Origin of the sequence: Paracoccus ravus, from assembly GCF_004522175.1 — a bacterium.
GTDB lineage: Bacteria > Pseudomonadota > Alphaproteobacteria > Rhodobacterales > Rhodobacteraceae > Paracoccus > Paracoccus ravus.
Genome location: NZ_SDEB01000010.1, coordinates 73,876 through 93,623, shown reverse-complemented (window position 1 = coordinate 93,623; position 19,748 = coordinate 73,876). Strand labels below are relative to the sequence as shown.

The following is a 19,748-nucleotide window of genomic DNA, read 5'->3' as shown; positions in this document are numbered from 1 at the left end:
AAGGGGGGCCGCCCCGCCCTTCCTGGCGAGGCCGATGCTCCTAGCAGGCCTCGGGCAGGCTTGCCTGCGGCAGGATCCAGATGCCCTGAGCCGGAACCGCATTCACCCGCAGGGCGCAGCCATAAGCATCCGAGAGGATCGCATCGGTCATCACCTCGGCGGGGCAGCCCTGCGCCAAAACCTTGCCCCGGCCCATGAGGATCACCTTTTGCGCGAAGAGCGCCGTCAGGTTGAGGTCATGCATGACGGCAAGCACGCCGCCTCCCCGGCGGGCGTAATCCGCCGCCAGCCGCATCACCGTCAGCTGATGCGCGACATCAAGGCTGCTGACCGGCTCGTCAAGAAACAGCCAGCGTGGGCCATCCACGCCGACCGGCTGCCAGACTTGCGCCAGCACGCGCGCCAATTGCACGCGCTGCTGCTCGCCCCCGGATAGCTCCTGATAGAGCCGCCCCGAAAATCCGGGCAGATCCACCGCCGCCAGCACGGCCGGGATCAGCGCATCGTCCCGCTCGCCCCGCGCCTCGAGCCCGATGCGGACCACCTCGGCCACGGTGAAGGGAAAGGACAAAGCCGCCGCCTGCGGCAGCACGCCACGACGGCGGGCCAGTTCCTCGGGAGAAAGCGAGTCGATCTCGTCACCGCCCAGGGCGATCCGGCCGCGATGCGGCAATTCGCCGGTCAAAGCGCGCATCAGCGTCGTCTTGCCCGAACCGTTCGGGCCGACAATGGCGGTGAACTGCCCGGCTTGGGCCTCGATCGAGACTCCATCCAGGATCCGCTTGCGGCCGATCGCGACCGTAATATCTTGAGCGATCAGGCTCACAGGTCCAGCACTCCACGATTGCGCAACAGGATCCACAGGAAGAACGGCCCGCCGATCATCGCCGTGACAATGCCGATGGGCAATTCCGCCGGTGCGATGAGGGTGCGGCTGGCCATATCGGCCCAAAGCAGCATGACCGCGCCCAAAAGCCCCGAATTCACCAAGAGCCAGCGATGATCGGGACCGCTGGCCAACCGCAACAGATGTGGGACGACGATGCCCACGAAGCCGATCCCGCCCGAGACGGCGACCGCGGCCCCCGTCGCCGCGGCAACGGTCAGGATGGCGCGGTTCTTGACGCGCTGGACGCGGATTCCGACATGACCCGCCGCGGCCTCGCCCAGGGCCAGCGCATTCAGGCCGCGGGCCAAGGCGGGCGCGCTCAGCACCCCAGCCGCCATGATCGGCACGGCCACCATCAGCTTCGGCCAGGTCGCACCGGCCAGCGAGCCCAAGCCCCAGAAGGTCAGATCGCGCAATTGGCTGTCATTGGCGCGCAGGATCACCAGCCCGCCGATCGCGCTCATGATCGCGCCAAGCGCGATCCCCGCCAGCAGCATGGTCGCGACCGAGGTCCGCCCTTGCCGGGTGGCGATGCGGTAAAGCAGCATGGTCGTGATCCAGCTTCCGGCAAAGGCAGCGAGTGGGACCAGCGCCCAGCCCAGCCAGCCAGCGATGGCCGCAGGCAACGCGCCGCCCAGAACGATCGCCGAGATCGCACCCAGTGAGGCACCGGAACTGACCCCGACAATCCCCGGATCGGCCAGCGGATTGCGGAAAAGCCCCTGCATCAGCGCCCCCGACACCGCCAGGGACGCGCCCACGCAGATCCCCATCACCATGCGCGGCAGACGGATGTCGAGCAGCACCACCCGGTCCTGCACGGCAAGCTCGCGCCCCGCCGCCAGATTCGAAAGCGCGCGGCTCAGCGAGGTGCCAGAGGCACCCCAGCCCAGCGAAGCCACAGCCGTTATCAGCAGCAGCAGCACCAATATTGCGCCGGTCAGCCGCGCGCGCTGGCTGCGATCCCCGGCAATGACGGCGGGGATGGGACGGACGGCCTGCATCACCGCGCCTCGTAGACAAGCTTGTGCAGTTCCAGCGCCGCCTCGCCTGTGCGGGGGCCGAAGCCCAGCAGCTTCAGCCCATCCATGACGACGATCCGGCCGTCGCGGCCCGCCGGGGTCTGGGCGATGGCGGGAACGGCCCGCGCGGCCTCGATCACGGCGACGTCATCCGCGCCCCCGTTCGCGGCGGCATCGGCCTTGGCGTCTCCGCGACGCATCATCAGGATCACATCGGGCGCGGCCTCGATCACGGCTTCGTCGGTGATCTGCTTGTATCCCTGCATCCCACCAAGCGCGTTTTGCGCCCCGGCAAGGCGGATGATGCCATCGGCCGAGCTATCCTCGCCGCCCGCCATGACCCTTCCGCCTTGAAGCGAGAGGATGAACAGCACCCTGCGCGGCGTCTCGACGGCCTTGGCCAGCGTTTCGGCTTGCGAAAGCTCGGCGGCAAGACGGTCTTGCAATGCGCGGCCCTGTTCGGGCACGCCAAGCGCCTCGGCCACGGCATCGACCTTGGCCAGCACACCCTTCATGTCATAGCCCTCGGGGATGGTGACATAGGGCAATTCGGCCGATTTCAGGACCGATACCGCCTCGGGCGGGCCGGCCCCCTCTTCGGCAAGGATCAGGTCGGGCGAAACCGACAGCACGCCTTCGGGCGAGAGCGCGCGCATATAGCCGATATCGGTCAGGGCACTGGCCTCGGGCGGCCAGTTCGAGGTGGTGTCGCGACCGACCAGCCGGTCCTGTTCCCCAAGCGCATAGACGATTTCCGTGACCGAACCGCCGATGGCCAGCACCCGGCTGGCATCGGGATGGCTTTCGGCATGAAGGGGCGCGGCGAGGCAGATCGCCACGAGGGCCAGCTGTTTCACGCCGCGGCCTCGGCCAAGGCGGGCAGGCCATCGACCAGCGCGGCCCATTGCGCCGCATCGCCGCCCTTTTCCGGACGCAGGCCGAAACATTGGAAGATCAGCGCGCCCTCGGCGTCGAAAGCCTCGACCGAGAGGGCGGGGCCGCGCTTGGTGGGCTTGTCGACGGCCCAAACCTCGGCGACGTGATCGCCGCGCAGATGCAGGTTGAAACGCGGGTCCAGCACATTGAGCCAAGGTCCCATCGGCTTGAGCGTCTCGAAATGGCCCGAATGGATCTCGATGCAGCCCATATTGCCGACAAAGAACATCACGCCCGCGCGCTCGGCCTGGACGCGTTCCAAGAGCGCCGGGACCGATTCGACGGCGAGGCGGCGGACAAAGGGTGCCCCCGCGATCCGATAGGCCCCCAGCCGGTTCATCTTGAGCCGGCGGATCAGCGTGTTGAACTGATGCGTATCGGTCATCTCGGCCCATTCGCGGCGCAGCGCATCGACGCGTTCAGGCGCGGGCCGGGCCGGCTCGACCGGCTCGCGGGAGGCGAACTCGGCGCTGTCGGATTGATCAGCAAGGGCGAGGTCGCGCTTGAGCACCTCCCAGGCGGCAAGGTCCGAGGTTGCGCGCAGATGGACCTTGTGGACCGCATCGCCCGCCGCGTCAAAGACCTGGATCGAGCGTTTCACGCCCGACTCGCTTGCCTTCTCGACGGCAAAGGCATGCACCCAGTGACGCGGAAAGAAGCGCATGTCGATCTCGGGATCCAGCGTCATCGCCGCGTGATCGCCGTCATGGAAATCATTATAGGTCCCGACCTTCTCGATCACGCAGGACCGGTTGCGGGTCAGCGCCATGACCTCGCCCAGGGACTGGACGGCGGGGATCAGGCGACCGAGCGTCGGGTCGATGCGCAGCGCGGCATGGCCGACCTGGGCGGCGACCAGACAAGCCTCGGGCAGGCCAAGCTTTGCGGCCAGATCGACGGGGCGGCCAGTATCCTCGGCGATGATCTGGCGCAGGGCGGCGGGGGAATGATCGGTCATAGTGAGCCTTCTTGGTGTGGTGTCCCTGGCAAGTCGGCTTGAGGCACTTTCGAATGATTGACATTTTTACTCATGAATTTTAACCGGATGCAAGATGCCAGCCCCGTGCCAGCCAAAAATCATGAAAAATCGACTCGGGGACCTATGACACAACATTCATTCCGCGCCACATTGCTGGCGGGCACGACCTGCCTGACCGCGATCCTTGCTTTTCCCGCCTTTGCTCAGGACATGACCGCGCCGGTCGTCACCTTGCTTGACCCGCTGGTCCTGCGCGCCGGCACGCCCAAGGTGGCCTCCGAAGTGCCGCAATCCGTATCGGTCGTCGATGCGCAGGCGCTTGACGACATCGCGCCCATCCATATCGGCGAGGTGCTGGCCACCGTGCCGGGCGTCGCCGGGACCGGCTCGGGCAGCTTCTTCGGCCAGGGCTTCAATATCCGTGGCTTCGGCGCAAATGGCCTGGCCGGGGGCGAGGCCGGGATCGTCCAGCTGATCGACGGCGAAGAGAAATACTACGAATCCTACCGTCAGGGCGCGATCTTCGTCGAGCCGGACTTCCTGCGCCAGGTCGAGGTGCTGCGCGGTCCCGGCTCATCGACGCTTTACGGCGCGGGTGCGCTTGGCGGCGTCATCGCGATGGAGACGATCGAGGCCTCGGACCTGATCGCCGAGGGCAAGACATTCGGCGGACGTGCCAAGCTGGGCTATTCCTCGAATCCCGACAGCGTGCTGGGCAGCCTTGCTCTTGGCTGGCGTCCGGCGGAGGATTTCGAGGGTGTCGCGGCCTTTGCCTGGCGTAAGCTGGGAGATACCAAGGATTCCGAGGGCAACACCACGATCCGCTCGGATTCGAACACCCCGAACCTGCTTCTGAAGGCCAAGAAGACCTTCGGCGACCAATATGTCGCCTTCTCGTATCAGCATCTCGAGGCCAAGGGCGACAATCAGGATTTCGACCAGATGCATGGCGCGCAGAAAGACCTGTATTATCCGGGCTTCTCCTGGGGTGTGGGCGACATCACCACGCGCGACCAGACCGCGCGGCTGGTCTGGGGCTGGAACCCCGCCGAGAACCGCTACATCGACATGAAGGCGGTGCTGTCCTACACGAACACGATGAAGGACGTCCGGCAGGGCGATGATCCGGCCGAGCCGATCATGGACGCTTTCCTTGGCAAGCGCGACTACCGGCTGTGGAAATTCAAGCTCGACAATACCGCCGATATTTCGGGCGAAGGCTATGAGCATTTCCTGACCACCGGGGCAGAGGTCTGGCGGCAGGACCGCTCGTCCAGCGTGCCCTCTTCGTCGCATCCCGAAGGATACACCAATGGCTGGTCGGTCTTCGCTCTGTCCGAGGTCACCTGGGACAAGTTGACGGTGAATTCCGGCCTGCGCTACGAAAAGCAGCGCACCGAGCCCAAGGACAGCGTCAGCTTTGACACCGAGGCTCGCGAATTCGAAGCGGTCGAGCCCCAAGTGGCCGCGATCTATCGCCTGAGCGACGCCTGGTCGGTCTTTGGCTCGGTCGCCTTCGTGAACCGCATCCCGACCGTGGACGAGCTTTACGACGGCTCGATGGTCACCAACCCGAACCCGAATCTCAAGGATGAAAAGGGCAAGAACCTCGAGATCGGGACCTCGTACTCTGGCAGCTCGATTCTGGCCGAGGGCGATCAGGCGGTGATGAAACTCACGCTCTATCGCAACCATATCGACGACATGATCATCCGTGCCGGCGACGGCCCGATGGCCTATTACACCAATGTCGAGCGCGCCTATCTGCGCGGCGGCGAGCTTGAGGCCAGCTATCTGCTGAATGATTGGGAACTGGGCGCGGCCGTGACCGTGACCGAGGGCGTCGATCAGGACGATGTCGATCTGGAATATCTGCAAAACAATCGCGTGATGCTGCAAGCGGTCTGGAATGCGAACGAGGCCTGGAGACTCGGGGCCCGCAGTACGCTGGCCGCCGGGCGCGACAAGCCGAGCGGCGAACGTCGCGCTGGATATGGCGTGCACGACGTCTTCGCCTCTTGGTCCCCGCAATCGGGCATGGCCGAGGGGATCGAGGTCCATATGGGCGTCGATAACCTGACCGATACGGATTACACGCCTGCGAGCTGGCTGGGCGGTCCGGCGCCGGGGCGCAACTTCAAGCTGTCGCTGTCGCGCAGCTTCTGACGACACGGCAAGGCCCATCCGACCGGGTGGGCCTTGCCCATTTCCTCAGCCCTGCAGCATATCCGCAGGCGCAAGCTTGAAGGCACGGCCAAAGCCGCCATTCAGCAGCCCCGATTGCGGCACCAGCCTCCAGAAGCGGAAATCCGGCAAGTCGATATAGACCTTGGCCTTGGGATCGCGGGCCAGCCATGCCTCTCGGATCTCGGGCGTGGTCGCGATCTGCTCGGCGCGGACCAGGATCGACAGCCGGGCATGGGTCATCGCATCGCCCTTGCTTGCGGCCTCATCCGTGACCAGAAGCCCGGCGCGCGGATCGGCGATCAGCGCACGGCTATGCGCGGCCAGACCCGAAAGCAGGGCAACCGGCGCGCCCTGCCCGTCGATCTGCACCGCGATCCGGGTCACAAGCGGTGCGCCCGTTTCAGGGTCGAGACTGCCCAGACTGGCATGGCGCATATGGGCAAGCAGGCGACGGGCCAGCGTGCGGGCCTCGTCATCGGTGGGGCGGATCGGTTCCTGTTTCATGCCGCGCAATCTGACGGCAGGCATCGTCCGGCACAAGCCTTATCCCTGCCGGAACGGCCCTTCAGGTCACGTCATGACGACATATTCGGTCAGTTGCCCGATCGAGGTCTGAGCCTTGGGCACGTCAAAGACCTTCGTCCCGTGACTCATGATCACGAAACGGTCGCAAACCTGATAGGCGTGATAGAGGTTATGGGTGACCAGCACGCTCGAAACATTCTCGGATTTCAGCTTAAGCACCTGATTCAGAAAAGCCTCGGTCTCGCGGACGGACAGGGCCGAGGTCGGTTCGTCCAGAAGCAGGATGCGGCGCTTGAAATAGACCGCGCGGGCGATGGCGACGGCCTGTTTCTGGCCGCCCGACAGATCTCCGACCAGCATGTCGGGCGAGTCGATGCCCGAGATATGGACCGCGCTTTTCAGCACCTCCATCGCGATCTCGCGCATCTGCGCGAGCTTCAGCATCCCGCCAGCACTGCAACGCTCGCGGCCCATGAAAATGTTGCGCGTGATCGAGAGCGAATCCACCAAAGCGGTGTTCTGGTAGATCGTCTCGATCCCCGCCTCGGCGGAATCGTTGCGGCAGGTAAAGAGCGTCTCATGACCGTCCACGCTGAGATGGCCTGCGCTGGGGCGGTGAATCCCCGAGATCAGGTTGATGGCGGTGGACTTGCCCGCACCATTGTCACCCAGAAGACCGATGACTTCGCCTTCTCCGATATGAAAGCTCAGGTCGCGCAAGGCGGTCAATGCGCCGAAGCGTTTCGAGATATTGTGCAACTCAAGGATCGGACGTCCCATCAGCCACGCCCCTTTCTCTCGATGAGGCTGTTGAAGGCGGCGGCGCCCACGATCAGCACGGCGATGAACATGTCGAGATAGAAGCCCGGCGCGCGCAGCAGCAAAAGGACATTGGTGATCGTATGGATCAGCATCGCGCCAAGAAAGATCCCGAGGACCGAGCCCCGTCCCCCGGTCAGCGACAGCCCACCGATGACGCAGGCCGCGATGGCCTGAAGCTCAAGCCCCGTCCCCTGTCCCGGCTGCACGCTGCCGACCCGGACCGTGGCGAGGATGCCGGCGAATGCCGCCATGCCGCCCGCGATGGCGAAGGCCGCGATCTTGACTTTTCCCACATCTATGCCGATCGCGGTTGCCGCCGAGCGGTTGCCGCCGGTGGCAAAGACATGATTGCCGAAACGATGGCGATGCAGCAGAAAAAAGAAGGCGACCGAAAGCGCGAGAAACCACCAGAAGGCCGCGTTGACACCCAGGAAGGTGCCGCCGAACAGGTCCGAAAAGACCGGCCCCGGATCGAAGCGCACCTGCACCGCGCCATTGTAAAGCAGCACTGCGCCGCGCCAGAAGAGCAAGCCCCCCAGCGTGACGATGAATGACGGCAGCCCGGCGCGCAAAGTGATCCAGCCATGCAGGATGCCGATTGCGACCCCGATCAGGATGGCCAGCCCTGCCGCCAGAAACGGATTCAGTCCGCCCGCAACCTGCACCGCCATGACCACGGCGGTCAGGGTGTAGATCGAGCCCACGGACAGATCGAATTCTCCGGCGATCATCAGGATACCGACCCCCAGCGCCAAGCAGCCAAGCACCGGAATGGCCTTCATCAGGATGGTCAGGTTGCGGGCGCTGAGATAGCGGAAATCATCGGGCGCGATCAGCGCATAGGTGATGCAGGCCAGTTGCAGCAGCAGGAAGGCGACGAGGATCGCGCCCGCAGGTGCGCTGATCAGCCGCATCAGCGCCGAGCGGCGGTGCAGGCGGGGCGGCGGTGTCGCCGCAGGCAAGCTAGGTGACACGGTGGACATGTGATGTTGTGATCCCGAAAAGCGCCCTTCGGGTCCGGCCCGAAGGGCGCGATGGATTTGGGTTTAGCGATAGGTGCCGATCAGGGGCGTCACCGTGCCAATGCGCTCCTTGTCCAGGAAGGCGCCCTGCCCGGTATCGACATCGGTCGGGGTCAGCCCGTATTTCTTGGCCATGGCGATCTGGGCGATCGGGTAGAAGCCTTGCAGATAGGGCTGCTGGTCCATGGTCGCGAACATCGTACCGGACGAAACGGCATCCGCGATTTCGACGGCAAGGTCAAAACCGCCGAAGGGGACCTGCACGCCCGCATCGGCGATCGCGCCCGCGCCCACGGTCGAGGTCACCGAGCCCGTGCCGAAGACCGCCTTGACGTCTTTGTTGGCGATCAGGAACTGGGCCATGATGTTCTGCGCCTCGGCCAGATCGAGGCCCGCGCGCACGGTTTCGACCTTGATGCCCTTTTCCGACATGGCCTTTTCGATGCCGCCGCCGCGCGCCACGGCAAAGCTGGCCTCGGGGATTTCGCGGGGGTTGAAGACCACGTCCCCTTCCTTCAGCCCGAACTGCTCGATCATGCGGTTGCCCAGCTCATAGCCCGAGGCGAACTCGTTCATGCCGACATAGGCCTGACGGCAATTGCCCTTGGCGCCTTCGAGGTCGTCATTGTTGAAGCCGATGACCACGATCCCCGCCTCGACCGCGTCGCAGATCGATTTGTCGAAGGCGTCCGAACTGGAGATCGACACCGCGATCCCGTCCACCCCCGCTGCCGTCGCGGCCTCGATCAGGTCGTTCTGGCGCAGCGGGTCGTTATTGGCATATTGCACATCCAGATCGACGCCGAACTGTGCGGCCGCGTCCTGCGCGCCCTTGACCACCGGATTGAAGAACTGGACGCTGGGGTCCAGATAGATGATCATCGTCGCCTTGACATCCGCCGCCTGCGCGGCAGTCGTCATCAGCAGCGCAGCCAGTGCAGTGGCCACGCCCGTCCCGAACCTTCCCTTCATGTCGATCCCTCCCTTGGACCTTTTGTGACCCGGGACTTGCGGCTCCTCTTCCGCTCATCCCGGGGGCGTCGTCATTCTATCCCTCGAACCATCGTTGTGGCTTGCCAAGGGTCACATGAATGCCCTTGATCTGTGAATATTCGTCAAAGCCATAGCGACCCAATTCGCGGCCGAGGCCGCTTTTCTTGTAGCCGCCGACCGGCAATTCAGGCGTTCCGTCGATGACGCTGTTGACCCAGCAGCGCCCGGCGCGGACACGGCGAATGGTCTGCATCGCGTTTTCCAGATTGGTCGACCAGACCGTGGCCGACAGGCCGAATTCGGAATCATTGGCCATGGCCACCGCCTCGTCGGCATGGCGGAAGCCGAGGGTCGAGAGGACCGGGCCAAAGATTTCCTCGCGCGCGATCGACATGTCGGGGCGCACGCCTTGGAAAACCGTGGGCTGGTAGTAAAGACCCTTCTCGGATTGCGCCGCACCGCCGGTCAGAAGCTCGGCCCCGGCGGCCTCGCCGGCCCGGACATAGGCATCGACCTTTTCCAGATGTGCGGGCGAGATCATCGGCCCGAAACGCGTGCGCTCGTTCAAGGGATCACCAAAGGGGATCTTGCGCGAGATCGCCAGCACGCGCTCCAGCAGGGCCTCGCGCACGTCTTCATGCACGATCAGCCGACTGCCCGAGATGCAGCATTGCCCGGCATTGTGATAGACGCCGTAAGCCACGCCATCCGCCGCCGCGTCCAGATCAGCATCGGCAAAGACGATCTGCGGACCCTTGCCGCCCAGTTCTAGGCCCACGCGCTTGACCTGCCGCGCCGCCAGTTCCGCAAGCTGCGTGCCGACCCGCACCGAACCGGTAAAGGCTACCATGTCGGTGCGCGGATCTTCGGCCAAAGGCTGCCCCGCCGCCGCGCCATAGCCGGTGACGACGTTGAAGACCCCGTCCGGAACGCCTGCATCCCGCGCGATCTCGGCCATCAGGATCGAGGTGCCCGAGGTCAGTTCCGAGGGCTTCAGGACCACCGTGCAGCCCGCGCCAATAGCCCATGGCACGCGCTCAGAGGCAATGATGAACGGAAAATTCCAAGGCGTGATGATGCCGACGACGCCCACCGGCTCGCGCAGCACCAGCCCCAGACGGTTGTCGCCGATGTCGTTATGGCTGTCGCCATGCATCCCGCGCACCTGTCCCGCCGCATAGGACCACAGATCCGCGCAATATTCGATCTCGCCCCGCGCCTGAGCGATGGGCTTGCCAACCTCAAGACTTTCGACCAGTGCAATTTCGTCCACCCGCGCAAGGATCAGTTCGGCCACGCGGAACATGATCCGCGAGCGTTCCGCGCTGGACATGCGCGGCCAAGGGCCTTGGTCAAAGGCGCGGCGCGCGGCGGCGATGGCGCGGTCCAGATCCTCGGCCCCGGCCTCGGGCCAGCTGCCGACCAGCTTGCCGGCATGGCCGGGACTGTGGCGCTGGACCTCTTTGCCCGAAGCCGCGGCTACGGATTTGCCGTCGATCAGCATCTTGTAAGAAGCCTGACGCGAAAGCCTGCTGTCGGTCAGATCGGGGCTGAGAAAATTCGGTACGGAATTCATGCGCAACAAGCCTTGCAAAGAGAATTCACCTTCTATGTATGGTAGCGTATGGTAGTGTAAACCACCTGTCAACGAGTCATGCTGTGTCCATGAAGGCCAAGCCTGCGCTTCTCGCCAAGGAAACCGATCCGGGTGTCTCGACCGCCATGCAGGTCGAGCGGGAACTGCGCGAGGCGATCATTTCACTTGATCTCAAACCGGGCGCGCGTCTGTCGGAACAAGAGGTTGCGGATCGATTGCAGGTCTCGCGCCAGCCCGTGCGCGAGGCGCTGATCGCTTTGGGGCGGGCGCATCTTGTCGAGACATGGCCCAAGCGCGGCACCACGGTCGTCAAAATCTCGGTGCGCAAGATGACTGAGGCGCGATTTGTCCGCGAGGCGATCGAGACGGCCGTGGTGCAGCGCGCCTGCGCGGCCTTTGACCCCTTTGCCCGACGCCGGATCGACGCCATTCTGGACCGCCAGCGCGCCGCCTGCGAGGCAAATGACCATACCCTGTTTCGCAAGCAGGACGAGCAGTTTCACGCCAGCATCGCCGAGGGCGCGGGCTGCGCTCTGGCCTGGAGCGTGATCGCCGATATCAAGGCCCAAGTCGACCGGGTGTGTAATCTGCAGATCCGTCAGGCAAGTTCGATGGCCGAACTTATTGCCCAGCACGAACGGATCGTCGAGGCCATCGACCGCCGCGATGCCGATGCCGCCACAACGGCGATGCGCGACCATCTCTCTGCGATCCTCACCGACCTCCCCGAGATCGCGCTGAACTATCCCGAGCTTTTCGACTAGACGCCCCTGACCGGGAGGGTGCTGATCGTTCGGCCCGCACTCGGATCTGGCGCGGGCGGGCAGCCGCGGTGAACGCGCTCGCCCAGATACCACTCGGGATTCGGTGAGATTTTGGCCCGCATCCCTCCGCGGCCAGGGATATTGGCCTTGAACATTGCGCCCGGGATGCGGAAGCCGAGGCCTTGCGAGAGGTTGGAAGTCAACCCGGCGTAAAGCAGGCGCAATTCGGTTCGGCGCGTGCGGCCTAAGTCGCGTGGACTCTTGGTATTGCCATCGGTTTGATGGTCTGCTTCATCATTCCCGTTGCAAGGAGATTTGCCGTAGGAACGCTGAACCAACTGGTTTAGGGGGCGCAGCGACTGGATGTGTGTTGACGACGTTCTCTGGATCGTGCGCAGCGGCTCGCCCTGGCGCGCTCTACCGGATGCCTTCGGACCCGTGGAACTCGGCCGTCCGCCGGTTCGGCCGCCGAACAGCACCTTCATCCGCGCCCATCATCATATATCGGGCGCGGTGTGAGCCAAAGAAACGTCCAGTGGACTTTTCGACCCGATAGTGGGGATTGCGAAAAAGCCCAATGGCGGATCCCGCTGCGGGCTGAGCACCGGGCTGCACATGGCGGTGTGGTTCCCCGGAGTGCATTACCTTGACCGCCGCGCTTAAGGGTAACGCACCGCAAGCCGCGAAACCGATCGCCCATCCGCCTGCCGAGGTAGTCATGGCCGACACGGCCGCCTTCGGGTCCACCCCAACACTCCCGCACGAGTCCTAAAGTATCTGCTGGACCGCGACCTCTCCGCCCAGAGACACCTGACCGAATGTTTCTTGAATTTCATGCAATTCCGCCACGTGGCCACCCGCTACGAGAATATCGCCCGAGATTGCCTCGCGGTCGTCACAATCGCGGCCATCGTCTTGTGGATCAGGTAGCTTGTCCACAGCCCACAGGGCTAATGGCCATGGCCCGGCTGGGATTGCCGATGGGAACAATATGCGGAGGCAGGCCCACTGGCCTTGGCGATTTAGGTGCCGTTCCGCGAGAACCTGTAGTATTCGCGCGATCCCGCGCAGGGCGTGCCTCTGGCAGGTCGGGCCATGCTTCTGGCTCGGCAAAGGCTTAGTTAGTTCAGAGGCCTACCTGCCTCTTGTCACGACCGCGGCGGCAAACTCGCACTTTCGCCTCTCGGCGGTCGCGGCGGACACGGGCCGGTGCTGGCTTGGGACCGGTGTGGCAAGGCTTGGACTGCGGGCATCACCGCGTTTAGAATCCTCTATCCTTCGCGCGGTCACCCTCCCTGTAGCGCTCCCGCCGCCATTTGCCCGACGCCAAGGACCAGGTCAATGCCGCACCTGACCGGCAACCCGGCGATAGAGCGCTATCGCAAAACGCTGAGAAGACTGGAAAATTATCCCACGGCGCTCATTCGCCACCCCGTGGAGGAATGCCGAGGGGCGCGGCCTGAACGTCTCGGCGGCCAGGCTGGTCGCGACCGGGATTGCCCATAGCAGCAGAAGCGCTGCCGAAGCCGAGCAGGGCCGCAAGGCGCTTACCTTGAGGGGACGGGGTCGCCATCCGGCAGGCGGTGCATCACTGTCCGATATCGAGGGGCCAAGCCCCGACACATCAGAGGCATGGGCATCGCGCCAAGGCGCGCAGCGGCAAAATCGACGATCCCCCGAGCCAGAGCGCCAATACGTAATGGCAACGAGAAGCTACCAGCAAAGCCGGAGATGGTCTCAAGCGTCGTCTCTGATCACCTGCGACTGAGGATCACAAAGGATGGCGTGATGCCGGGCCGGCCGCGACAGGCCTGAGGATTGGTGCCGGTGAAGCCCGCCCGTGAGCCTCTGCCACGGTCGCGCAAAGCTACAGTGGTATGCGCGCCCGCCGACCAACACGCTCAGGATGCGGGGATTAGCAGGCCCGCGGCGCCGACGGTCTTGCAAGTCACCGCCGTGGCCAGCCCCAAGCCCAGCGGATCGGGCGCAGCCAGCTCCAGCGGCGCCCGGGCTGCGAGCGCCGGATTGGTCGCTAGGCATTGTCTCTGCGCAGGGCCGATTGTGTTAATCACCGCGTCGAATTCAACATGCCCTGCTTTTGAATATGCGGTCGCCGGTCGATCCAGACCGCGCTGGCGCGGATCTCGGCCGAGATGATCCGATCCGACAGAGAGTGCAGCCCACCCTCGGCCATGGACCGGTGCAGCACGGTCTCGACCTGCAGTGCCAGCCGGTGGCAATGGACATCCCAGAACCTGGGCAGATGGCGCAGCGGGCAGCCCGATGCCTGCGGGCGCGCACGGCTCATATTCGTGGAACCTACGCGCTGGCGGTAGAAGGTCGCGTGCCTGCTCTGGCCTCCGGCCTGATCTTCCAACACGGCATCCCAGATGCAGCCGGAAGCTCTGAGGAGCCCGCAAGCGACGGAGGGGTGAAATTTGCCTCGAGGTCCCGCATGACCCTCTCATGTCCGAACGTATCCATCGGCGCCAAAGACAGGTCAGCGGGGCCGCGATGGTCCGGCCGGTCCGGCATTGCGAGGAGATTGCCCGGAGCCCCGACCGAGCCGTGGATCAGGACGCGTGCATCACGGTCAAGCATCAGTCTGACCGAGGCCCGCGACGGCTCGCGGCCGAGCCACGGGCGAGTGCCCTGAGGCCACAATAAGGCTTCCCGCAGGGGCCTGTGCCCCATCCGAGAGCATCAGTTCCACAGCGCCTTGGGATCTCCTTGCCATCCTCACATCCCACGACGATGGCGTGCAGATGCGAGGAAAGCGTTCGCCCGCTTCGGTGAAGGAACCCGGGGCAAGGCTCAGCCAGTCTTGGAACGACTCGCGATGGGCCGTGACATTGATGCAAAGCGTCGGCTCGGGCGGGAAATAGACGATACCGCGCCCCAGCAAGATGCGCGGCTTGATCAGCCCGATCCGGACCGGGACATGCCCTGCGCCAGTGGCCAGCCAGCGTCGCGTCGCAAAACCCACCGCCCAGAATCGTTCCCGGCGGGCGAAAGAGTTGCGCGGGTTATGGCTCATCCTCCGGTACCCAGAACGTGGCGTTATGGGTGGGACGAGTGATTGTCCAGCTTGGCGCCAAAGCGGCCCATAGTCACGGCCAGATCGGTCTGCAGCAGCGGATGGTCCAGCGGATTGAATGGCGGGACCTGCTCGCCAACGCTATGGACCTCTGAAAGATGCCGATGCAGCGATATCCCTCGATCCGCGCGCGCACGCTCGCCGCATCGCCGGCCAGCCTGCCCTTCTCCGATGGAGAGCGAGGCTGGCTCGCGGTCGTGACGCCCGTCATGCAGTTCGGCCATGCGGCGCGGACCGAACGAACCCATCCTGCCAGTCCTAGGACCGGGTCGCGCGCATGATGACTTGCGTCCGGACGCCAAACCTGACCTTGCGGCGCGGAACCGTGGGACGAGTTATTCGCGCAGATCTGGAAATGTGGGCAGTGATCCGCCGCATCCGCCTGCCTGAAGGTAAAGCGGCTTTCGGAACGCCTGTATCCCGGACAAAGCAGCTCCAAACGGCACCCGCCGAACGCCACGCGTTCAGGTCAATCCCAGAGAGGTCAGACGGTCCTGCATTTCGGCGCAGATTTCTTTCAGATAGGCGGTCAGCCGGCCGGCGCTGTCGACCCGGGGCCGATCCACCGGATGCAGGGCCGAGACCTCGAAACCCGGTGCCTGCGCGAAACCGCGCAGCGCGACCCGCTCGCCCAGATAGCCAAGTGCGGTCAGCGGGTTCAGGATGCTGAGGCCGATGCCATTGCGGACCATTTCGCAGGCGCCGTTTGCCGATTGCATGCTGACCGGCATCCGCCGCCTCACCCCGGCCTCATCGAACATGCGATCAAGGATCAGACGATAGGGATCCTTCGGACCCAGCGAGACGAAGGGCTGATCCTCGAAATCCTGCAAGCGCAGCGCCCCTTTGCCGCTGGCCAAGGGATGTCCCGCCGGGATCAGGCAGACATGGCGGAAGCTGCCCAGCCGGATCACCTCGGTCGTGGGATCGGCGTAATCGCCCTCGATCAGCCCGATGTCGAAATTGAAACCCGAGATCGGCGACTGGTTGCGCGGATCGCCATTGTCGATCTCGATGGTCAGCCGGGCGCATCGGCCTGCAGCCGCGCCACCGCCTGAGGCAGCAGGCTTTGGGCAAAGGTCGGCAGGGTCGAGACCTGCAGGATCTCGCCATAGGCCGCCCGCATCCGGTGCAGCGACAGGTTGATCCGGTCCAACCAGGAATAGGCTTCTTCGATGGCGTGATACAATTTCAAGGCCCGCGCCGTCGGATGCAGGCGCTGCCGCCGCCGCTCGAAGAGCCGGAAACCCACCGAGGTTTCCAACCGCAACAATTCGCGCGTCAGCGTGGGCTGGGACGACCCAAGCGCCGCCGCCGCCGCGGTGACGGTCCCGAATTTCACGATCGCACGAAAGATATCGACCTGACGCAGATTCAAGCCCGGCTGCATATTCATGCCTTTCACTGTCACGAAGCCGTCAAATTCATATCGAAAATGAATTAACTGGGATGGCCTTTTCTGTATCGCGGATTCCCGCCCCCGCTTAGCATTCCGGTAAAACCAGCCAGCACGAAGCCCGATGCCCATGACGACCCGCAACAATGTCCTGACCCGCTCTTTCGAGGCTGGCTCGGATGCTCTTCTGGCGGCGGCCGAGGGCGGTTTCGGTGCCGATCAGGTCGCGATCTGCGCCTGCCTTCATGACCGCCCCCTGACAGAGGCGGATCCCGGGATTTTTTGCGGCGCAAGAGGTCCGATCACATCGCGGTACGCAGCAGATCTATCCGGCCTCGGTCAGCAAGATATTCTATCTCGCCGCCCTTGCCGCGGCGCAGGCCGCGGGCCGCATCGTGCTGGATGACGAGGATCACCGCGTGAGACCGTCGCGTCTATGCGCGCCATCTAGCAGGTGCCGCTTGGTCACGTGAACAGGCTGTAGAGAAACCGTGCCGAGACCGTCAGCAGAAAGAAGCCAAAGGCCATTTCCAGCCGCCGCCGCGACAGGGCGTGGGCCAGTCTGACGCCCAGCCTTGCGGTCAGCAGCGCCGTTGGAATGGTCAGGGCAAAGGTGATGGGCGAAACGAAGCCAAGCGCGTCGGGAGGTAGCCCGGCCCTTCCCCATCCCGCGGCCATATAGCCCAGCGTGCCGGGAATCGCGATCAGCACCCCGACCCCGGCCGAGGTTGAGATCGCACGATGGATCGGCACGCCGTGCAAGGTCATGGCAAGATTCGAGAGCGCGCCGCCCCCGATCCCCATCAGCGCCGAAAGAAAGCCGATCACCGCGCCATAGATCGTGAGCAGGGCGCGGCCGGGCAGCGTCTCGGCAAGGCGCCAGCCTTGTCCCCCCGTCAGCAGCCTGATCGCGATGACCGTCGCGACGGCGACGAAAACGATCTGAAACACCCAAGGATCGGCATATCGGGCAATGACCGAGCCCGCCAGCACTCCGATCAGGATCGGCAGCGCCCAGATGCGCAGCAAAGCCATATCAACCGTTCCCCGATGCCAATGGCCGCGCGCCGAGGCGATCGAGGTGGGCACGATCACCGCGAGCGAGGTCCCGACCGCGAGCGGCATCGAGATTTCCGGCGCATAGCCAAGAAGCTGGAAGATCTCGAAAAACACCGGCACGGAAATCGCGCCGCCCCCGATCCCGAACAGGCCCGCAAGAAAACCGATCAAGGCGCCGGAGACGGCCAGCGCAAGGACAAGCTCGATCAGGGTCGCGACATCCATCAAGGCCAGCCCGCCGCGCGTCGCGACAGGCTCGCCCCGTCAAGCCCGCCAAGCCCCTGTTCCAATGCCCGGGCATATCGCGCTGCGGTCGCATCGGAAATCGGCATCTCCGCGCCTTCGTCACGCGCCAGAAGCAAGGCCAGGTTCAGGTCCTTTGCTAGGCCCGCCAAGTCAAAGGTGCCGGCCAGATCCTGACCGGCCAATGTATCGACCACGGCCTGCAGGCGGTTTTTCAGCACGGTTGTACCAGCGGAACTGTCCGCGATCATGCTGATCGCCAGTTCGGGCGCGATGCCCGCGCCGCGCAGCAAAGCCAGCGCCTCGCCCAGCGTCTGCCAATAGATCGCGAGCGGCAGGTTGATCGCCAGCTTCATCCGCGCAGCCGCCTCGGGCGTGCCCAGATATTCGACCCGGCGGCACAGATGATCCAGAACCGGCCGGGCGCGCGCGAAAGCCGCGGCGCTGCCGCCCGCCATGCCCAGCAACTGCCCCTTCAGCGCGGGCGCGACCGTCCCGCCGACCGGAGCATGCAGAAATTCCACCCCCACCGCGCCGACCTTCTGCGCCAGCGCCGCGGCCTCGCTCGGCAAGAGCGTCGACATCTCGATTAACAGGCCATCGCCAAGGCCCGCGTCGATAAGCGCCTTGGTGACCTGAGACACGGCCAGATCATCGGCAAGCGAGGTGATGATGACCGGACAGGCGGCCAGACCCGCCATATCGACCTGCTCGGCCCCCGCCGCGACTGCCGGGGCGCAGCGATCGGGATTGCGGTTCCAGACCCGGACCTGATGCCCCGTTCCGATCAGACGCTGCGCAAAGGCGCTGCCCATGCGGCCCATTCCGGCAATGCCGATCACCTCGCTCATTCGTCCTCCTTCGGCCCAAGGCCAAAAATCTCTAGCGTGCTTTCTCCGGCCCGCAGTCGCGCCATGACATGTTCCTCGCGCGCGGCACGGGCCTGGGCGGCCTCAAGCGCCTTGTCGATCTGATCCCGCGCGACAACGACCATGCCATCGGCATCGGCAACCACCAGATCGCCCGAGGCGACCTCGGTTCCTGCGAGCAGCAGGTTCGCCCCGATCGCCCCGGCATGCCGCTTTGTCGAGCCAAAGATCGTCAGGCCGTGGGCAAAGACCGGGAAACCCGCGCGGATGATCGCCATGCTGTCGCGCACCGCGCCGTCGATGATCAGACCGGCGATCCCGCGCAACTGACAGGCCAGCGCCATGATCTCGCCAAAGGGGGCGCTGTCGGTCCTGCCACCATAATCGACGACAAGCACATCGCCCGGCCCGGCTTGGGCGATGACCCTGTGCAGCGCCAGATTGTCGCCCGGCTGGCACCGGACCGTCACGGCCGGCCCGGCCAGTGCCATGTCCGGAGCAAGAGGCCGCGGCGGCGCGGTCGCGATGCGCGCCTGCGGCCATGCCTCGCCCAGCGTGGCCGCGCCTAGTTCCGCTAATCGGGCATAAGGGGTCACGCCGCCGGACCGCCGATCCGCAGGTGCAGATCCTGCAACCCGTCCACATGCACGACCAGCTCATCCCCCGACACCACCGCGCCTACGCCTGCGGGCGTTCCGGTCATGATGACATCGCCGGGCGCCAGCCGGAACTGTTCGGAAAGCTTCGAGATGATCTCGTCGATCTTCCAGATCATCCAGCCGATATCGCCATCCTGTCGCGTCTCGCCATTGACCGACAGCGTGATCCGGCCTGCGGTCAGAACGCCCGTGTCTTCGATCCGGCTGATCGGACCGATCGGGGCCGAGTGATCGAAGGATTTCGTGATCTCCCAGGGCAGGCCGTTTTCCAGCGCCCTTGCCTGATGGTCGCGCCGCGTCATGTCGAGCCCGACGGCATAGCCAAAGACATGTCCCGCCGCCTCGGCCACGGGAATATGATGCCCGCCGGATTTCAGCGCGACGACCAATTCGCCCTCATAATGGAAATTCTCGGTATAGACCGGATAGGGGATCTCGCCGCCATTGCGGACCACGGAATCATTCGGTTTCTGGAAGATCACCGGCGGGTCGCGTTCGACCTCGCCGCCCATCTCGATGACATGGGCGACATAGTTCTTGCCGATGCAATAGATCCGCCGGACCGGGAATTTCTCGTCACTGCCGACAATATCCAGATAGGCCTGCTGGGGCGGTGTCAGGGCATAAGCCATCATAATCTCCTCCTCGGGACGTACGACCCGCTTTCCCGATCATGCATCCGGATAAAG

General features: G+C 64.6%; 21 protein-coding genes. 2 read left to right on the top strand and 19 right to left on the bottom strand.

All coding sequences use genetic code 11. The annotated features are described in order from the left end of the window. Positions 1-40: 40 nt before the first annotated feature. From ESZ60_RS10275 to ESZ60_RS10260, 4 genes are read right to left on the bottom strand one after another with little or no spacing between them, the layout of a single operon-like run. Positions 41-826: a heme ABC transporter ATP-binding protein gene (locus tag ESZ60_RS10275; protein WP_134680488.1), complete on the bottom strand. Its 786-nt coding sequence runs from the start codon at positions 824-826 to the stop codon at positions 41-43. Beyond that, a complete protein-coding gene (locus ESZ60_RS10270) occupies positions 823-1,893 on the bottom strand; it encodes a FecCD family ABC transporter permease (protein ID WP_134680487.1) in 1,071 nt (356 codons plus the stop codon). The genes ESZ60_RS10275 and ESZ60_RS10270 overlap by 4 nt, the downstream gene beginning before the upstream one ends. Next, on the bottom strand, positions 1,893-2,768 hold the full coding sequence (locus ESZ60_RS10265) for a heme/hemin ABC transporter substrate-binding protein (RefSeq protein WP_134680486.1): 876 nt from the start codon (positions 2,766-2,768) through the stop codon (positions 1,893-1,895). Before ESZ60_RS10265 ends, ESZ60_RS10270 begins: the two co-directional genes overlap by 1 nt. Beyond that, positions 2,765-3,805, bottom strand: coding sequence for a hemin-degrading factor (locus tag ESZ60_RS10260; protein WP_134680485.1), 1,041 nt, complete (start codon positions 3,803-3,805; stop codon positions 2,765-2,767). Before ESZ60_RS10260 ends, ESZ60_RS10265 begins: the two co-directional genes overlap by 4 nt. Positions 3,806-3,949: 144 nt before the next feature. Here ESZ60_RS10260 and ESZ60_RS10255 point away from each other — a divergent pair, with 144 nt between their 5' ends. Further along, positions 3,950-5,992, top strand: coding sequence for a TonB-dependent receptor domain-containing protein (locus ESZ60_RS10255; protein ID WP_134680484.1), 2,043 nt, complete (start codon positions 3,950-3,952; stop codon positions 5,990-5,992). Positions 5,993-6,037: 45 nt separating this feature from the next. On the opposite strand, the gene ESZ60_RS10250 is transcribed toward ESZ60_RS10255, so the two are convergent. The 5 genes from ESZ60_RS10250 to ESZ60_RS10230 form a co-directional block, all read right to left on the bottom strand. Then, entirely contained in the window at positions 6,038-6,517 is a 480-nt protein-coding gene (locus ESZ60_RS10250; RefSeq protein WP_134680483.1) for a HugZ family pyridoxamine 5'-phosphate oxidase, read from the bottom strand. Between the two features lie 66 nt (positions 6,518-6,583). Next, entirely contained in the window at positions 6,584-7,318 is a 735-nt protein-coding gene (locus tag ESZ60_RS10245; protein WP_134680482.1) for an ATP-binding cassette domain-containing protein, read from the bottom strand. After that, on the bottom strand, positions 7,318-8,343 hold the full coding sequence (locus ESZ60_RS10240) for an ABC transporter permease (protein ID WP_209021282.1): 1,026 nt from the start codon (positions 8,341-8,343) through the stop codon (positions 7,318-7,320). Before ESZ60_RS10240 ends, ESZ60_RS10245 begins: the two co-directional genes overlap by 1 nt. A gap of 63 nt (positions 8,344-8,406) precedes the next feature. Beyond that, positions 8,407-9,354, bottom strand: coding sequence for a sugar ABC transporter substrate-binding protein (locus ESZ60_RS10235; RefSeq protein WP_134680481.1), 948 nt, complete (start codon positions 9,352-9,354; stop codon positions 8,407-8,409). Between the two features lie 76 nt (positions 9,355-9,430). Continuing rightward, positions 9,431-10,951, bottom strand: coding sequence for an aldehyde dehydrogenase family protein (locus tag ESZ60_RS10230; protein ID WP_134680480.1), 1,521 nt, complete (start codon positions 10,949-10,951; stop codon positions 9,431-9,433). Between the two features lie 89 nt (positions 10,952-11,040). Between ESZ60_RS10230 and ESZ60_RS10225 the strand changes: the two genes are divergently transcribed. After that, entirely contained in the window at positions 11,041-11,736 is a 696-nt protein-coding gene (locus ESZ60_RS10225; RefSeq protein ID WP_134680479.1) for a GntR family transcriptional regulator, read from the top strand. Here ESZ60_RS10225 and ESZ60_RS20750 read toward each other — a convergent pair. The 10 genes from ESZ60_RS20750 to ESZ60_RS10175 all read right to left on the bottom strand — a co-directional run bounded on the left by ESZ60_RS20750 (position 11,733) and on the right by ESZ60_RS10175 (position 19,694). Beyond that, positions 11,733-12,221 carry a hypothetical protein gene (locus ESZ60_RS20750; RefSeq protein WP_167620113.1) on the bottom strand — a complete coding sequence of 163 codons (489 nt, stop codon included), beginning with the start codon at positions 12,219-12,221 and terminating at the stop codon, positions 11,733-11,735. The two genes, ESZ60_RS10225 and ESZ60_RS20750, sit on opposite strands and share 4 nt — an antisense overlap. Positions 12,222-13,804: 1,583 nt before the next feature. Further along, a complete protein-coding gene (locus ESZ60_RS10215; RefSeq protein ID WP_134680477.1) occupies positions 13,805-14,044 on the bottom strand; it encodes a hypothetical protein in 240 nt (79 codons plus the stop codon). Positions 14,045-14,329: 285 nt separating this feature from the next. After that, the gene (locus ESZ60_RS10210; protein WP_134680476.1) at positions 14,330-14,773 is read right to left on the bottom strand and encodes an FAD/NAD(P)-binding protein; all 444 of its coding nucleotides are present in this window, start codon (positions 14,771-14,773) and stop codon (positions 14,330-14,332) included. Between the two features lie 23 nt (positions 14,774-14,796). After that, a complete protein-coding gene (locus ESZ60_RS10205) occupies positions 14,797-15,081 on the bottom strand; it encodes a hypothetical protein (RefSeq protein ID WP_134680475.1) in 285 nt (94 codons plus the stop codon). Between the two features lie 216 nt (positions 15,082-15,297). Continuing rightward, complete coding sequence (locus tag ESZ60_RS20745) at positions 15,298-15,810, bottom strand: LysR substrate-binding domain-containing protein (protein ID WP_245155656.1); 513 nt, start codon at positions 15,808-15,810, stop codon at positions 15,298-15,300. A gap of 41 nt (positions 15,811-15,851) precedes the next feature. Next, the gene (locus tag ESZ60_RS10195) at positions 15,852-16,229 is read right to left on the bottom strand and encodes a LysR family transcriptional regulator (protein ID WP_209021281.1); all 378 of its coding nucleotides are present in this window, start codon (positions 16,227-16,229) and stop codon (positions 15,852-15,854) included. A gap of 465 nt (positions 16,230-16,694) precedes the next feature. Further along, on the bottom strand, positions 16,695-17,513 hold the full coding sequence (locus ESZ60_RS10190; protein ID WP_134680472.1) for a sulfite exporter TauE/SafE family protein: 819 nt from the start codon (positions 17,511-17,513) through the stop codon (positions 16,695-16,697). Continuing rightward, positions 17,513-18,382 carry an NAD(P)-dependent oxidoreductase gene (locus ESZ60_RS10185; RefSeq protein WP_134680471.1) on the bottom strand — a complete coding sequence of 290 codons (870 nt, stop codon included), beginning with the start codon at positions 18,380-18,382 and terminating at the stop codon, positions 17,513-17,515. Before ESZ60_RS10185 ends, ESZ60_RS10190 begins: the two co-directional genes overlap by 1 nt. Then, positions 18,379-18,996, bottom strand: coding sequence for an RraA family protein (locus tag ESZ60_RS10180; RefSeq protein WP_134680470.1), 618 nt, complete (start codon positions 18,994-18,996; stop codon positions 18,379-18,381). Before ESZ60_RS10180 ends, ESZ60_RS10185 begins: the two co-directional genes overlap by 4 nt. Further along, positions 18,993-19,694: a fumarylacetoacetate hydrolase family protein gene (locus ESZ60_RS10175; protein WP_134680469.1), complete on the bottom strand. Its 702-nt coding sequence runs from the start codon at positions 19,692-19,694 to the stop codon at positions 18,993-18,995. The genes ESZ60_RS10180 and ESZ60_RS10175 overlap by 4 nt, the downstream gene beginning before the upstream one ends. Positions 19,695-19,748 lie beyond the last annotated feature (54 nt).